Annotated in this window: 16 protein-coding genes; 7 read left to right on the top strand and 9 right to left on the bottom strand. The window is 59.3% G+C overall.

Annotated elements, in window-relative coordinates:
• The first annotated feature begins 3 nt into the window (after window positions 1–3).
• Genes prfA through kdsA form a run of 5 tightly spaced genes read left to right on the top strand, consistent with a single transcriptional unit; the run spans window position 4 to window position 4,027 of the window.
• Window positions 4–1,086 carry a peptide chain release factor 1 gene (gene prfA / locus HFD92_RS03470; protein ID WP_009090629.1) on the top strand — a complete coding sequence of 361 codons (1,083 nt, stop codon included), beginning with the start codon at window positions 4–6 and terminating at the stop codon, window positions 1,084–1,086.
• Window positions 1,086–1,919, top strand: a complete 834-nt coding sequence (prmC, locus tag HFD92_RS03465; protein WP_167428290.1) for a peptide chain release factor N(5)-glutamine methyltransferase — start codon at window positions 1,086–1,088, stop codon at window positions 1,917–1,919. Before prfA ends, prmC begins: the two co-directional genes overlap by 1 nt.
• A 24-nt stretch (window positions 1,920–1,943) precedes the next feature.
• Entirely contained in the window at window positions 1,944–2,336 is a 393-nt protein-coding gene (locus tag HFD92_RS03460) for a SirB2 family protein (protein ID WP_167428289.1), read from the top strand.
• 1 nt (window position 2,337) lies between these two features.
• Window positions 2,338–3,147, top strand: coding sequence for an invasion regulator SirB1 (sirB1, locus tag HFD92_RS03455; RefSeq protein WP_009090623.1), 810 nt, complete (start codon window positions 2,338–2,340; stop codon window positions 3,145–3,147).
• 25 nt (window positions 3,148–3,172) lie between these two features.
• Window positions 3,173–4,027, top strand: a complete 855-nt coding sequence (gene kdsA / locus HFD92_RS03450) for a 3-deoxy-8-phosphooctulonate synthase (protein ID WP_009090621.1) — start codon at window positions 3,173–3,175, stop codon at window positions 4,025–4,027.
• A 62-nt stretch (window positions 4,028–4,089) separates the two neighbouring features.
• Here kdsA and chaA read toward each other — a convergent pair whose 3' ends face one another.
• Window positions 4,090–5,181: a sodium-potassium/proton antiporter ChaA gene (gene chaA, locus HFD92_RS03445; RefSeq protein ID WP_046101690.1), complete on the bottom strand. Its 1,092-nt coding sequence runs from the start codon at window positions 5,179–5,181 to the stop codon at window positions 4,090–4,092.
• A gap of 372 nt (window positions 5,182–5,553) precedes the next feature.
• Here chaA and chaB point away from each other — a divergent pair, with 372 nt between their 5' ends.
• Window positions 5,554–5,784 (top strand): putative cation transport regulator ChaB, encoded by a 231-nt coding sequence (gene chaB / locus HFD92_RS03440; protein WP_009090618.1) that lies wholly within the window; start codon window positions 5,554–5,556, stop codon window positions 5,782–5,784.
• 225 nt (window positions 5,785–6,009) lie between these two features.
• Entirely contained in the window at window positions 6,010–6,684 is a 675-nt protein-coding gene (locus HFD92_RS03435; RefSeq protein ID WP_167428348.1) for a gamma-glutamylcyclotransferase, read from the top strand.
• Window positions 6,685–6,762: 78 nt separating this feature from the next.
• Here the strand turns inward: HFD92_RS03435 and HFD92_RS03430 are convergent, their stop codons facing one another.
• From HFD92_RS03430 to HFD92_RS03395, 8 genes are all read right to left on the bottom strand, one after another.
• A complete protein-coding gene (locus tag HFD92_RS03430; protein ID WP_167428288.1) occupies window positions 6,763–8,190 on the bottom strand; it encodes a serine/threonine-protein kinase in 1,428 nt (475 codons plus the stop codon).
• Between the two features lie 44 nt (window positions 8,191–8,234).
• Window positions 8,235–9,188 (bottom strand): hypothetical protein, encoded by a 954-nt coding sequence (locus HFD92_RS03425; RefSeq protein ID WP_167428287.1) that lies wholly within the window; start codon window positions 9,186–9,188, stop codon window positions 8,235–8,237.
• Between the two features lie 14 nt (window positions 9,189–9,202).
• Entirely contained in the window at window positions 9,203–9,979 is a 777-nt protein-coding gene (locus HFD92_RS03420; RefSeq protein WP_009090611.1) for a PP2C family serine/threonine-protein phosphatase, read from the bottom strand.
• On the bottom strand, window positions 9,976–11,112 hold the full coding sequence (gene tagH / locus HFD92_RS03415; protein WP_154928098.1) for a type VI secretion system-associated FHA domain protein TagH: 1,137 nt from the start codon (window positions 11,110–11,112) through the stop codon (window positions 9,976–9,978). The genes HFD92_RS03420 and tagH overlap by 4 nt, the downstream gene beginning before the upstream one ends.
• A gap of 36 nt (window positions 11,113–11,148) precedes the next feature.
• Window positions 11,149–11,847: a type VI secretion system-associated protein TagF gene (tagF, locus tag HFD92_RS03410; protein ID WP_009090607.1), complete on the bottom strand. Its 699-nt coding sequence runs from the start codon at window positions 11,845–11,847 to the stop codon at window positions 11,149–11,151.
• A 13-nt stretch (window positions 11,848–11,860) separates the two neighbouring features.
• The gene (gene tssM, locus HFD92_RS03405) at window positions 11,861–13,975 is read right to left on the bottom strand and encodes a type VI secretion system membrane subunit TssM (protein ID WP_167428286.1); all 2,115 of its coding nucleotides are present in this window, start codon (window positions 13,973–13,975) and stop codon (window positions 11,861–11,863) included.
• Complete coding sequence (gene icmH / locus HFD92_RS03400) at window positions 13,975–15,192, bottom strand: type IVB secretion system protein IcmH/DotU (protein ID WP_009090602.1); 1,218 nt, start codon at window positions 15,190–15,192, stop codon at window positions 13,975–13,977. Before icmH ends, tssM begins: the two co-directional genes overlap by 1 nt.
• An 85-nt stretch (window positions 15,193–15,277) precedes the next feature.
• A complete protein-coding gene (locus HFD92_RS03395) occupies window positions 15,278–15,769 on the bottom strand; it encodes a hypothetical protein (protein ID WP_009090601.1) in 492 nt (163 codons plus the stop codon).
• Window positions 15,770–15,962 lie beyond the last annotated feature (193 nt).

Raw genomic sequence — 15,962 nt, 5'->3', positions numbered from 1 at the left:
TTAATGAAGACCTCTATAGTTGCCAAGCTGGAAGCCCTGCAGGAGCGCCACGAAGAAGTGGAAGCGATGCTGGGGGATGCTGGCGTGATTGCCGATCAGGAGCGTTTCCGTGCGCTGTCACGTGAATATGCTCAGCTGACCGATGTAACCCGTTGCTTCCGCGACTGGCAGCAGGTGCAGGAAGATATCGAAACCGCGCAGCAGATGCTCGATGATCCCGAAATGCGCGACATGGCGCAGGAGGAGTTACAGGCGGCGCGCGAGAAGGGCGAAACTCTGGAGCAGCAGCTGCAGGTGCTGTTGCTGCCAAAAGATCCCGATGATGAACGCGCCTGTTTCGTTGAAGTGCGCGCCGGTACCGGCGGTGATGAAGCGGCGATCTTCGCGGGCGATCTGTTCCGCATGTACAGCCGCTATGCTGAAGGCCGCCGCTGGCGTGTGGAGATCGTCAGTGCCAACGACGGTGAGCACGGCGGATACAAAGAGGTGATTGCCCGGGTGACCGGAGAGGGTGCCTATGGCCGCATGAAGTTTGAATCTGGCGGACACCGCGTGCAGCGCGTACCGGAAACGGAATCGCAGGGTCGTATCCATACCTCGGCCTGTACGGTCGCCGTAATGCCGGAGATCCCGGAAGCGGAACTGCCGGAGATCAATGCCGGCGATCTGAAGATTGACACCTTCCGCTCATCGGGCGCAGGCGGTCAGCACGTCAACACCACCGACTCCGCAATTCGTATTACCCACCTGCCAACCGGCATCGTGGTGGAGTGTCAGGACGAACGTTCACAGCATAAAAACAAAGCCAAAGCGCTGGCCGTGCTGGGCGCGCGCATTCACGCCGCCGAAATGGCCCGCCGTCACGCGGCGGAAGCCAGCACCCGCCGCAACCTGCTGGGCAGTGGCGATCGTTCCGACCGCATCCGTACCTATAACTTCCCGCAGGGGCGCGTGACCGACCACCGCATCAACCTGACCATCTACCGTCTGGATGAAGTGATGGAAGGTAAAATCGACAGCCTGATCGAACCGATTGTGCAGGAGTATCAGGCGGATCAGCTGGCGGCGCTGGCTGGTCAGGATTAATGGATATTCGTCACTGGCTGAAACAGGCGACCGCCACGCTGTGTGGTGGCGACAGCCCGAAGCGTGACGCGGAGATCCTGTTAGGTTTCGTGACCGGTAAATCGCGCAGCTGGCTGATCGCCTTCGATGAGACCGTGCTCACGGAAGCACAGCGCGAACAGCTGGATAGCCTGCTGGCACGTCGTGCCCGGGGCGAACCGGTGGCGCATCTGGTGGGCGAACGGGAGTTCTGGTCGCTGCCTCTGCGCGTCAATGACGCCACGCTGATCCCGCGTCCTGATACTGAACTGCTGGTGGAGCAGGCACTGACACGTCTGCCTGCCACCCCGTCGGCGATTCTGGATATGGGCACCGGCACCGGGGCAATTGCACTGGCGCTGGCCAGCGAGCGTCCCGACTGTCAGGTGACGGGCGTGGATCGCATTGACGCCGCCGTCGCGCTGGCCCGCACGAATGCGCAGGCGCTTAACCTCACTAATACCACCTTTCTGCTCAGTCACTGGTTTCGCTCCCTGCCGCCGCAGCGGTTTGCGCTCATCGTCAGTAACCCGCCCTATATCGATGCCAGCGACAGTCACCTGGCGCAGGGCGACGTGCGCTTTGAGCCGCGCAGTGCGCTGGTCGCCGACGAAGCGGGGCTGGCCGATCTGCGCACGCTGATCGAGCAGGCCCCCGCGTGGCTGCTGCCGGGAGGCTGGCTGCTGCTGGAACATGGCTGGCAGCAGGGCGAGGCGGTGGCAGCGCTGATGCAGCAAAACGGCTATCAGGCCGTCGAAACCCTTGAAGATTACGGCGGCAACCCGCGCGTGACCCTGGGACAACTTCTTACCTGAAAGCGCTTGAGAAAAGGACGCAGCATGATCGCTTTTTATCCCCTGATTAAAAATCTTCACCTGGTGACGGTCTGGATCACCGTAACGCTGTTTCTGCTGCGTTTTTACTGGCTGCGGCGCGGCTCACCCCTGCTGACGCGGCGCTGGGTCCGCATTCTGCCGCACGTCAATGACACCCTGTTACTGCTGAGCGGCGTCGCGCTGGTGATCATTACTCACTTCTATCCCTTCACACCGCAAGGAAGCTGGCTGACGGAGAAGCTTTTAGCGGTTATCATCTACATCGCCTTAGGATTTGTGGCATTGAGTCGCCGTCCACGCACTGATCGCACCCGCTGGATCGCTTTTCTGGTGGCGTTAATCGCCCTGGTGACCATCATTACGCTGGCGCTGACCAAAATGCCGTTATGGGGATAGCATGACCTCGACCGAACAATTAGATTTCAGCCAGACACCGCTGTGTGAAGCGGTGATTGGCGCAACGCAAGCCATCCGCGCCGATTTTCCGGCGATCTCGGTGGAAGCGCAGCTGGCGGCGTTAGTCGCCGAAGCCCGTGATTATGTCAGCCATACGGAAGATGCCGATCTGCAGCTCGAAAAGCTGCTGGAGCTCTTCTATCGCCAGTGGGGATTTGGCGGTGCCAGCGGTGTCTACAATCTCTCTGATGCGCTGTGGATCGACAACGTTCTGCGGACCCGTCAGGGCACCGCGGTCTCACTGGGCATCATTCTGCTGCACATCGCCGCCGAGCTGGACCTGCCGCTGATGCCGGTGATCTTCCCGACACAGCTGATTCTGCGTGCGGACTGGATTGATGGCGATAAGTGGATGATCAATCCGTTTAACGGGGAAACCCTCGACCGGCACACGCTGGAAGTGTGGCTCAAGGGCAATATCAGCCCGACCGCACGCCTGTATGATGACGATCTCGACGAAGCCAAAACCGTCACTGTGATGCGCAAGATGCTCGATACCCTGAAAGCGGCGCTGATGGAAGAGAAGAAGATGGAGCTGGCGCTGAACGTCAGTCAGGTGCTGCTGCGTATCGACCCTGACGATCCCTATGAGATCCGCGATCGCGGTCTGATATACGCGCAGCTGGAGTGCGAACATATCGCGCTGAATGATTTAACGTACTTCGTTGAGCAGTGTCCTGAAGACCCGGTCAGCGAAATGATCAAAGTTCAGATTCATGCAATCGAACAAAAACAGGTCACGCTGCACTAAGCGGACCCACTGAAAAGGAAAGGGCATGACACAGAAAGTCGTGAGTATTGGTGACATCAAAGTAGCAAACGATCTGCCGTTTGTGCTGTTTGGCGGGATGAACGTGCTGGAGTCCCGTGACCTGGCGATGCGTATCTGCGAACACTACGTGAACGTCACCGGTAAGCTGGGTATTCCTTACGTATTCAAAGCGTCCTTTGATAAAGCGAACCGTTCCTCGATCCACTCTTACCGTGGCCCGGGCCTGGAAGAGGGAATGAAGATTTTCCAGGAGCTGAAGCAGACGTTCGGTGTGAAGATCATCACCGATGTGCATGAAGCCGCTCAGGCGCAGCCGGTTTCTGAAGTGGTCGATGTGATCCAGCTGCCCGCCTTCCTGGCGCGTCAGACGGATCTGGTGGAAGCGATGGCGAAAACCGGCGCAGTAATCAACGTCAAGAAGCCGCAGTTCGTCAGCCCTGGCCAGATGGGTAACATCGTGGATAAGTTTGCAGAAGGCGGCAACGAGCAGGTTATCCTGTGCGATCGCGGCAGCAACTTCGGTTACGACAACCTGGTTGTGGACATGCTCGGCTTCAACGTGATGAAGAAAGTGACCCGAAACAGTCCGGTCATTTTCGACGTGACCCATGCGCTGCAGACCCGCGATCCGTTTGGTGCGGCATCAGGTGGTCGTCGTGCCCAGGTGGGTGAGCTGGCACGTGCGGGTATGGCGGTCGGCATTGCCGGTCTGTTTATCGAAGCGCATCCGGACCCGGACCACGCCCTGTGTGACGGTCCTTCCGCACTGCCGCTGGATAAGCTGGAGCCATTCCTGGTGCAGATGAAAGCGATTGACGATCTGGTGAAAAGCTTCCCGGAACTCGATACCAGCAAATAAGTCTGCGGTATAAAAAAAAGAGCGAGAAATCGCTCTTTTTTTTCGCCTGACGTCCGGTGCCGTTACAGCATGATGGTCATCAGATAGCCGATAAACAGGGCCAGATGCGCCGCGCCGTTCAGGACATTGGTGCGGCCGGTGGAGAAGGAGATCTGACACAGGATCAGGGACGCCATCATAATCACCATCTGCGGCGGCTCCAGACCAAAAATCAGCTCCTGTCCGGTCAGGGTGGCGATGATGGTCACCGCCGGCACCGTCAGGGAGATGGTCGCCAGCACGGAACCGAAGAAGAGATTCATGGCGCGCTGCACCTGATTCATCAGCACCGCCTTAATCGCGCCCAGGCCTTCCGGCGAGAGGATCAGCAGGGCCACCAGGAAGCCGGTGAACTGCGCCGGAGCATTCATCTCTGTCAGCAGGCTTTCCAGCGTATTCGCGTTCATCTTGGTCACGGCAATCACCGCAATAAGATGTACGATCAGCCAGACGGTGTGCCAGATGCTGCTGTGCGCCGAGGGTTTACCGTGATGCGGGTCACCGTCGTCACTCTCATCCTCATGCTCATAGACGAACAGGCTCTGGTGGGTTTTCGTCTGTATCAGCAGGAAAACGCCATACATCGCCGCTGAAATAGCCGCAATCAGCAGTGCCTGGGTGACAGAGAAATTCCCGCCGGGCAGCGCGTTGGGGAAGACCAGCACCAGAATCGCCAGCGGGAATATCGCGATCAGATACTGTTTCACGCCGGCCAGATTGACGTACTGGGTCGCAAACTTATTGCCTCCCAGCAGCAGCGCAAAGCCCACCAGCCCGCCGGTCACAATCATGACAATCGAATAGAGCGTATCGCGCATCAGCCCCGGCGCCGCATCGCCCGTGGCCATCAGCGCCGAGATCAGGCTCACTTCGAGAATCACCACGGAGAGACTCAGGATCAGGGAACCATAGGGTTCGCCAAGCCGGTGAGCCAGCACGTCGGCGTGACGCACCACGCTGAACGCGCTGCTCAGGATGGCGATCAGCGCCAGCAGGTTAATTCCGACGACCACCGGAAAAGAGGTCTGCGCACCAAAAAAATAGAGGATACCCAGCGTGATAATCGGAAATATCAGCGAGAATTCCTTGTGACGTGTTTTTTCATGTGAAGGCATTCACCATCCTCTCTGGTTAATGATTGTCCGACGCAGCGCGAACTGCTGTTAGAAATATAATCAGTTTTGGAGCAGGGCGCAGTTTATCTTTTCACCGGCCCGACAGGGAAAAATTTACTGCTTTTTACTAAAATGCAATAAACGATTGAAGCTGCATTAACCTGAAGTTATCCCGAATAATGTAATAATAATCAGTCTGCAACATTCCCGATAAGCCAGACCATCCTGGCATTCTGTGCCTGAAAATCCGCAGTTAATTTGCCTTTGTTACGCCTGTAGTCGGTTTTCAGACTGAAACAGGGATAAGTGACCATTTGAAATTTTGCGCAGTTGCGCCAGGCTTAACAGGAATCCGTCAACAGAGGAGCCGTTATGCCTTACGCCAGCCGAAGTGATTTACCTGACAACGTTAAACACGTTCTGCCCGCCCACGCCCAGGATATCTATCAGCAGGCGTTCAACAGCGCCTGGGATCAGTATAAAGAGGCGGAAGATCGACGCGGCGATGATTCGCGGGAAGAGGTGGCACATAAAGTGGCCTGGTCCGCCGTCAAAAAAGAGTATGAAAAGGGCGATGACGACAAGTGGCATCCGAAGCATTAACCCTGCTGCTTCTCCGCACCGCCTGAGGGCCGGCATCAGCTGGCCCTTTTTTTCGTCTGCGCTATCAGGTTTATCTGGTTTTTTTTAAGCTGCGACCCGCCTCACGCTTGAAACCCCGCGCGAAAATAGATTAATGTCAATTTCATGACCGAAACGCCAGAAGCCTCTGGCGATCAGGTGACAGGAGCTGGTGCGCAGGACGCCGTTGATGTTGAGGAGGTCGCATTGCTTACCCGGGAATTTCTGTTAAAAGCGGATTGTAAAACGTCGTTCGGGGATATCGAAGAGACGCTGCTCTGGAGTTGCGAGCAGCGTGCGGCGTCGCTGGCCGCCACGCTGGCCTGCCGTCCCGATCACAGCCCGGTCTGGATTTTTGGCTATGGCTCGCTGATGTGGAACCCGATCTTTGAGGCGGATGAGGTCGCGTCCGGTTCGCTGGAAGGCTGGCATCGCGCGTTCTGTCTGCGACTGATTGCTGGTCGCGGCACCGCTTCCCATCCCGGCCGCATGCTGGCGCTGAAGCAGGGCGGCAGAACCAGCGGCCTGGCCTTTCGCCTGCCGGAAGCGCGCCTGCATGAAGAGCTGACGCTGCTGTGGAAGCGTGAGATGGTCACCGGCTGCTACCTGCCTACCTGGTGTGAGCTCCAGCTGGATGATGGCCGCAGCGTTACGGCGCTGACCTTTATTATGGACCCGCGTCACCCTTTGTATGAGTCGGACTCCTGTCCGGATGCGGTTGCGCCGTTAATTGCCGTGGCCAGCGGCCCGCTCGGCTCGAATGCGCAGTATCTGTTTGCCCTGGAGGAGGAGCTGACCCGCCGCGGCATGGAGGAGGAGGGGCTGAGCCGACTGGCGCATCAGGTGCGGACATTACAGCAAACCTGCCTGAAACAGGCCTGACACACCGCTTTCCTTCTTAACAGAGAAAGGGCGCATCCTCGTGCGCCCTTTCTCTTTTCTGCTGCAAGCCCGCGAAACTCAGTTACCCGGATTGATCAGCCAGGTGCCGGGCTTATCAATGGTCAGGGACTGAGAGTGGGTCACGCTGCCATTGTGAATATCGATTTTATACTGACCCGCCGCCAGGTTCAGCGCGGCAAAGCCACTGCTGCCGGGTTTGACCTCCACCGGCTGGCCGTTAAGCACCACGCTTTCGCCGCTCTCCAGCTTAAGGTAGACGGTTGCCAACGCGGCGGGAACGGCGGCCGCTGACGGCGCAGAGGCGGGCGCCTGCGTGACGACCGCTGAGGAGTCTGCCGCTTCCGGCGCGGCGCTGTGACGGTTCGCCAGCCAGACGGCGGCCCCGGTCGCCAGCACCGCCACCGCAGCCAGTGCCAGCAGGGCGGGCGACAGCCGGCGCGTCGTGCGCGGTGTCACCGGTTCAGCCGACGCCGCGGCATGATTCATGGCCATCACCACCGGCGGCGCGGCCTCGACCGGCTCCTCCACCCGCGCAGCAGGCGGTTCACCGGGAACCGGGAAGCTGTTGACCACGGCTTCCACATCGCTGACCGGCAGATCAATCAGCGCCGCAAAGGCATCAATCGTCTGCGGGCGATCGCCTGGCTTCATCGCCAGCGCGCAGTCAATCGCATGGAGCAGCGGCAGCGAGTAGCCCTCCGGCTGACGTTCCACCAGCGGCTGATAGTTATCTTCAATGCAGCGCACCACGCTGACCGGCGGCGGATTATGGGTAATCAGGCTGTGCAGCACCGCGCCCAGCGCGTAGATGTCGGTCCAGGGGCCCTGTTCAACTTCTCCCTCTTCGCTGTACTGCTCAATCGGCGCAAAACCGGGTTTGAGCATGATTTCCGTTTCATCAGAGAGGTTGCCAATCTCTTTGCGCGCCGAGCCGAAATCGAGCAGCACCGGCAGCTGATTCTCCTGAATCTGGATATTGTCGAGCGAGATATCGCGATGCAGATAGCCCGCCTGATGGATGGTGCTGATCGCCCCCAGCAGCGGAGGCAGCAGGCGGCGTATCCAGGCTTCAGAGATCGACTCCGGGCTGGTGAGCTGCCACTCCTTCAGGGTCATGCCGCTGTAATAGAGTGTGCCCATATAGGCCGTGCCGTTCTGTTCCCAGAAGCGCAGCACGTGCAGCAGGCCCGGATGGTTAAAGCGGGCCAGCAGGCGCGCTTCCTGAATAAAGCTGTTCAGCCCGGCATTAAACAGTTTCTGAAAACGCTCACCGCGCAATTCCAGGGTGAGATCCGCAGCACGGACGGCCAGCGACACCGGCATATACTCTTTAATGGCGATGGTGCGTTCAAGCTGATGATCCCAGGCGCGATAGACGATGCCGAAGCCGCCGCCGCCAATCACTTCCTTGATCTCAAACTCGTTAAAACGGTATCCGTCAGGCAGGGCATTCGGAACGGTTTTCGGATTTTCATTTGCCGACATAGTGAACTCTCTGTACACGGCCTGCTCGCCAGGCTGCGCGGTAATTAATTGATGTTACGCCAGGCACCAATGGCAGGATCAACCAGATCCGCGTGCAGGGTGTCGATGAGTAACACATTCACTTTTTGCTGTGGCATGAAATAGGGCGCCCACTGGCTGCGCAAGGTATCGACCCGCGATTTCACAGCGTCAGCACTCTGCTGCGCAGCATTCTTATCCATTTTGATTAACAGGGCCCCGTTGAAGCGCCAGACGTGATGCTGGTCATCAAAGGGCAGCACCAGCCAGCTCTCTGCGGCATCCGTCCGGGTCACGATCATGCGCTGATTATTGGCGGCAATCACTTCCAGCCGGCTGTCCGGGATCGTCAGGTTGGCGATGGGATAGCCCTGATAGAAGGTGACGGCGACCGGCGTCTTCTGATCCGGTGTAACCAGCGTCATTTCACTTTTGCCTTCTGCCCAGCCATCCGGCGAGCACTGCTGCTTGCTGACGTCCGGGATAAACAGGGTGTGAGCATGTTCATCCCAGGCAGTACGAAAATGACAGCCGCTGGGCAGATCAAAGTGTTGCAGCGGCGTGCTGTCAGCCGGCCGCGACAGGTCCAGCGGCGCGGCGTTGCTCTCACTGGCGCTGGCGGTGGCATCAGCCATCACGATAGGCCGCCAGTTCTGCAGCTTGCTGGCGCTGCCGCTGGCCAGCACGCTTCCCTCTTTACTGGTCATCTGCCAGGGCAGCACATCCAGCAGGCCGCACTGGTTGGCGAGCAGGGTGCCAACGCGCGGCAAAAAGGTGGTCAGCACCGCCGAATCCTTACTCTTGCCAGAGACGATGCGCAGCGGCAGCGTCTCTTTACACCAGTCGTCAGGCGCTTTGCTGACCACATCATCGATATAAACCTCCAGCTCCAGGCTGGGGGAGTAGACCACACGATAATTTTCAGCCTGGGCGTGAAAGGCCATCAGCAGAGTGATGATGCCGGGCAACCACAGTTTCATAAGGATCCTTGGAATCAAAAACGAGGCGGCAGAAAGCGCGCCGAATCAGCCAGTGAATAGAGCAGCGTGGCCTCTTCCGGCTCACCAATCCAGACCGCCAGTGCGCTGAGATTATCTTTTTTAACGTTGCGGCTGACCGCCTGCTCCATCAGCGCCAGCCACTCTTCGCAGGCATTCACCATGCGCAGCGCCTGTTCCATTTCGCCGGTGGTCAGATTCAGCCAGAAGCCGTCGGTACAGACCAGAAACGCGTCACCATCCTCCAGCGCCATCTCCTGTGAAAAGCTCACTAAGCGAGGCGGCTCAGCACCGAGCGCATTATAAAGTAAATTACTGTTAATGCCGGTATTTTCATAGCCTGCTTCTTTCAGCTGCTGCGCCAGACTGTGGTCCCGGGTCACCTCGTTGAGCACCCCCCGGCGGAAGTGGTAAACCCGGCTGTCACCCGCATGGGCCCACCATGCACGCTGTTTTTTACGGTCTATAAACAGGGCCGCCAGCGTGGTGCTCATGCGTGAAAATTTCGGATTTTTACCCTGTGCCTCATGCAGCGCCAGACGGCACTGCTCAATCGCCTGATGGGTGATTTCCGGGGTAAAGGCGTCGTACGCCTGCAACTGACTCAGCAGGGTGTCGCGCACCAGCTGAGCCGCCATCTCGCCGCCCGGCAGACCGGCGACGCCATCGCAGACCACAAAACAGGCTTTATGATCATCCAGTTCAGCACCGGTGCGATCCTGATTCTCATCGCGAAGTCCCTGCTGGCAGCGACTGGCAAACACAATCTTCATGCTTCATCTACCCGCGTCTGAGAATCCTTATACTGGTTAACTTCCATGTCATAAGCATGAAGAAACGCTTCGCCAAACAGCGTATGGAAATCATCCTCGATCTCCCCGGCGGTGCGCTGATAGTTACGGGTAAAGTAGTCCCACAGCGCCGCTTTCTTCACGGTGGAGAAGGGCAGTTTAGAGACCACGCCGTCGGCGCGCGCCTGCTCCTCCAGCCGCTGCGGATTAAAGGATTGCAGCATCGCGGCGATGATGGCGCGGATGCCGGCAATCATGCCCAGCTGGTGGGCCTGCAGATCGACCAGCGCATCGCGCACCGCCTGTTCCGGCGGCATAAAGCCCGGCATCTGGCTCTGATACATCTGCATCAGCACGGTCTTCCCGGAGGGCAGGATCTTAAACGGGTTGTTGGCCTCGTTGAGGATCATCGTCATGTCTGCCTTCACGCCGCGCTTGAGAATGGAGCGTGAGGAGAGCAGCGCGACCGTGCCCTGCGAGAAGAGGCTCAGCATCCGGCCCGTAATCCGCATCTGCTCTTCATCAATCGGCGTGGCGTGCCCGTTGCTCAGCCCCATACCGTCCAGCAGCGCGGCGATGAGCCGATCCTGATCCACCGGCTGGGCTGTCAGCGTGCGGCGTGGCTCATTCGCCTGCGGGTCGATGGCCAGCCGCGCATCGCTGTGACGTTCGTGGCGGGCGGGCGCCGCCTCGCTGACCAGCAGCCGCGCCTCAATGTCGTGATGTTCGTGAATGCCGAGCGGATTGGCGGGCTGTGCACTGTCACCGGCAAACAGCGCCAGCGGATCGCTCTGGGCGGCGTGGCAGGCAGGGTCGCGCACTTCCAGCGCATAGTCGCCGATCCGCAGCGCATCGCCATGTTTCAGCAGCACCTGCATGCCGCGTCCCAGGGTAATGCCGTTGTGCTCCACTGGCGTCACGCTGCCCTGATTGGTCAGGCGACACTCGCCCTCCTGCGACAGATGAACCAGCGCCTGCAGACGCGAAATGGCGCGCGTCTCATCGGGCAGCACCAGATCATTATCCTGACTGCGGCCAATGGTGCCGCCAGGCGGCTGAAACGCGACGCTTTTGACCGGAACATCCGTAGTGCACTGCACAATGGTAAATTGCATGAGTTATCCCAGATTAAACGGCAAACGCATCCGGCCTCATTCGAACATCGGCGGATAGAGGCCATTACGTCCCGGCTGTGAACCTGCCGCCGGGTTGAACAGTAACGAAAACAGTTGCGCGGTGAGGTTGCCGCTATGCTTGTGGGTCGCATGCACAAACCCGTCACTGCGATTACTCCACCAGTAGCTCATATGCTGCTGCGGGTCGAAGCGTTCCGCCACTTCACGCCAGCTCAGCGTGCAGGGCAGGTCCTGAAAACCGATCACATCCATGATTTCAGACGGCTTGCGGGCGGGCACCAGCAGCGGGGGCAGCGCCTGAATCGCCTGCTCCAGCTGCTCGCCGTTCAGCGGCGTCTGCACCGCCCGTAACAGCGTGGCGCCCAGATCCTGAAACCAGTCACCGGAGATCCTCAGCTGCGCCGGATGCCACTGCGCCAGCGGAAAACTGTGCAGGGCCAGCAGCGGCCAGGCGCGTCCGACGCGGTCACAGGAGGGCAGCAGGCAGCCCATCTGTATCTGTGGCCGGGTGGCCGTCACCGGCAGAACAAAGTTCCACACCGGCGCGTGGAGAAAGTTCGCGCTGATCGCATACGCCTGCTGGTGCCAGTGCATCAGTCCCTGCTGAAACCAGTGATTCCAGGGGCTAATCTGCTGTTCGCTCAGTCGATGGTGCAGAAAGTCACCGGTCGACGGCAGCTTGCCATACCAGCCGGGGGCCGTGTAAGCAGCCATGTTTACCTCACCATTACTCGCTATGCGAGGAAAATTGCGGGACAGCGTGCCGGGGCGTCGCCGCCAGCACCGGACCCGACTGGCCCGCAATGTTCAGATTTTCCGCCAGTTTACGCATCATCAGGGCGTTGTCGCGGGCATAGGGCGACGACTGAATCTGCTGATCCAGCAGCTGGCTCAGGTGCCAGTCGAGCTGCTGAAGGTCGCGGGCGCTGACCGAATCGGGCAGCGAGCGCTGTAAGTTCTGCAGCAGCCAGGCCCGTAAAAATTCGCCATCATAATTACGCGGCTGATAGAGCATCTGATAAGCGCGCAGCGCATTGCGGCTGTAGGCGTTATCGTCACCCGGATCGTTGCGCAGGATATTGGTGATCTGCTGGGCTACGCGCGGCAGCAGCAGCGACTTGAGTGCATTCTGATACAGCACCCAGGCCGCATCGCTCACCTGACTCCCGCGATATAAGCCCGCCCGCATAGTAAGCGGTGGATTATCGAGAGAAAAACGCGGCGAGAGCGGCAGCTTCACCAGGTTATTCAGAAAGGGTAGCAGATCAAAAATATTATCTGCAGGCTGATGAATAACCTGCTGACTCTGCGACCGGATGGCCGGCACCCGTGCCGCCACCTCCTGCAGATAGTGCTGATTCTGATAGTAGCTGAGGCACCACAGGCTGGAGGCGATCAACAGCGCGCCCGCCAGCACACCGTAGCCAATCCAGTGGAACAGCTGATTGCGGTACTCCCAGCGGCGATTGCTGCCCGCCAGGCCGCTCTCTTTAAAAATCAGATCGCTCAGCAGATCGCGGATAAAGAAGCTCTGGCCTTTGTTGCCGGGGATGGGGCGGCTGCGATTAACGCTGTCCCACGCCGCGATGGAGTGATCGCCCGCCTGGCGCAACTGCAGCTTACGGCTCAGTTCACCCATCACCCGATCAAAGGGCAGCCCCTCCTGGGTGCCGCTGGTGAAGAAGAGGCCACGCGGACTCCAGGCCACCGCATCCTGATGGTCAGAAAAGACGATATCCAGATATTCGTTCAGCAGCGGACGCAGTGAAGCGAACTCCTGCGGGAAGAGGAAACACTCGGCGCGCTGGTTCAGGTCGCGCTCCTGGGTCATCTGATCCGCCAGCTGCTGCTGAAGCTGCTGCTCCAGCCGCTGAAACTGCTGGCCAAAGTGGTGATGCCAGTCACTCTTTGGCGATTTGCCCGGTTCACGGTTAAACGTGAAGCCCCAGATGGCGTCACGCCGCGCCTTATCCATCGAGCCAAAATAGCTCATAAAGCCTTTCAGCAGGTCGGTTTTGGTCACCATCACATAGACCGGGAAATGAATGCCGGTCTGCTGATGCAGTTCCGCCATGCGCTCACGCAGGGCGCTTGCCTGAGCGAAACGCGCCTCGGCTGAGTCACTCAGCAGGTCGGCGACGCTGATGGTCATGATGACGCCGTTAATCGGCTGGCGGGTGCGGTAGCGTTTGAGCAGATTGATAAAACTGTGCCACTCCGCGGCGTCGCGCACGCGCTGGCTCTCCTGCAGCGCATAGCGCCCGGCGGTATCAATCAGCACGGCGCTGTCGGTAAACCACCAGTCACAGTTGCGGGTGCCGCCGACGCCGCGAATGGCATTTTTCCCCAGCGTGTCGGTCAGCGGAAAGTCCAGCCCCGCATTCAGCAGCGCGGTGGTCTTACCGGCACCGGGGGCCCCCATCACCAGATACCAGGGAAGCTGATAGAGGTAGCTGGCGTTAACGCGCGCCAGCCAGCCGCCACTGTGGCGGCGGCCAAACTGCGTGCGTTTCAGCTGCATCACGGCTTCACTGAAGCGCTGATTGAGCCGCTCTTCGGTCATCTGACGCTCGGCCGGATCCTCATTGTCGGCCAGCTGGAGCTGCGTCAGCAGGCGGCTGTTAAACCAGGCGCGATAGAGTGACGGGATCAGCTGGAACAGGATCCAGAGAAAAAAGAGTGCGCCGACGGTGAGCTGGCGGGGCAGCGCCGGTTCCAGAGGACGTGACTCGTCCCATGTCCAGAACGGTCCCAGCATCCAGACCAGGCAGCTCAGCGCCGTGACGCCGATAAAACTCCACAGCAGGCGGTGGGTTAACAACAGACGAAGTGAGGCGCGCATTATCGGGCTCCCTGGTGATTACTGAGCGTTTCAGGCGCGGCAAAAAGGGTGATCTCTACGCGGCGGTTGCGGGTCCGGTTTTCGCTGCTGTCGTTGGGGAGCAGCGGGTCGCTGTCGCCGCGGCCTTCAGAGCGAACCGTATGGCCGTCAGCCAGCTGCACCTGCAGAAGCTGGGTGATGGCACGGGCGCGGGCAAAGGAGAACTCGTAGCTGGAGGCAAAGCGGCTGTTATCCACCGGATGATCGTCGGTAAACACCGACACCAGAATGGTGCCTTTGACATCATTCATCGCGGTTGAGACACGAGCCAGCAGCGCCCGGCCTACCGGATTGATGACCGTGCCCTGCTGGGCAAACAGTTTATCCGCCGGGATAATCACTTTACTGCCAAACGCGCCGTCGCTCACTTCGAGCTGACCGGCCGCGATGACATCGTTCAGGCGCTGACGCAGATCGAGCAGCGCCTGCGGCGAAGAGGGGCGACGTCCGGCGGTGATCTGCGGCAGCGGCGTCTGATAAATGGTGCGCAGCAGCGGCTCCGCCGCATTGCCGAGTCGCCAGTTCAGGCCACTGTAGATCAGGCAGCCGACCAGCGCGACCAGCATGGCGCACGCCCAGAGCGGCACCATCGGGCGGGCGAGGGTGCTCACCAGCGGATGCACCTCCACCAGCGGCGGTTGCGGGGATTCGCGCTGCGCGCGGGTTTCATCTATCAGGGTTTTCAGGCGTTTACGGATGCCGTCGCACTGGGTTCGGCCATTTTCGCTGCCGCGATAGCGCCCCTCATAGCCCAGCAGCAGGCAGTAGTGAACCACCTCCAGCAGCCAGAGGTGCTGTTGCGGGCTCTGCGAAATGCGTGACAGCAGCTGAAAAAATTTCTCGCCGCCCCAGCTTTCATTATGAAAGGTGACCAGCATGCCGTTGCCCGACCAGACGCCGCGGGTGCCCCAGGGGGTCTGGGCTGCCGCTTCATCCAGCGCGCTGCAGATGCAGTAACGCGCGCCGATAATCATCTCAAACGGCAGTCCGGCCTGTTTGCAGCGCTGTTCGAACTGACGGATTTCATCGATCAGAGACTGACGCAGCCCGGCAGGGTCGTCATGGGTGGCTGCCTGACGAATCTGCACCACCGCGTTCAGCAGGGGGGCTGCAGCCTGAAGTAACAGATTCTCATTGCCTGAGGGGGACGCCTCACGCGCAGGGGATTCCACAGTCATTACAGTGTGATCTTCCAGCTAATGGCAAATGCCTGTGCCCGCAGCACGGCACGGTGCTGCGGGCAATATGCGCCGGATTTCATAGTCAGTCTAAGATCCAGGTCGCGGTATCGTTAGTGCGGCAGGCTTTGCTGGCGCCGCCGACGGCCACACAGACCTGTTTCGCTTTGCGGGGACGGGGGCGATCGCTCTGCACGGTGGCGTCGTAACGACTGCTCTCCACGCCCGCTTTCAGTGGGACGTAACCGATTAACGGGCCATCAGCCTGGTCAGCAATCGCCAGCCAGCTGTGTTCTACATTGCCTAATACTTCAAACGGTTTACCCGTTTCGAGATAGCGAACCACCTTGCCGCCGTAGTCGGGGGAGGTCATCACGGAGGCGCCATAAAGCGCACGCCAGGTCTGATTGACCGGCTCAAAGGCAGTGGGTGCCGCGACAGCGTGTCGATGGACCAGTTTGACGCCGTTAATTTCGCTGGTGACCAGCGTATCGTCAGTGACGGGCGGCGGCGGGGCCTTACAGCCTGCCAGGGTAAGTACCGCCAGCAGTGTTAACGCAAGACTCTTTTTCACCATGTTCCTCGTGATCTCATCAAAGTATCTGCATATTGCCAGGCCCGATGCAGAAAACGCTGATTCAGGCGCCGCATCGTGCTGAAAGTCTGTTTGTTAAAAAACGGTCAGATTACATCGGGATAGTAACGCGTTTAGTCTACCTAAGACTTTTGAGATTTCAAACCATTGCGCCTGCTGCCGATGCGTGATAGCG

The organism is Pantoea sp. EKM101V (assembly GCF_011800325.1).
GTDB lineage: Bacteria > Pseudomonadota > Gammaproteobacteria > Enterobacterales > Enterobacteriaceae > Pantoea > Pantoea anthophila.
This window is presented reverse-complemented; position numbering and strand designations above follow the sequence as displayed.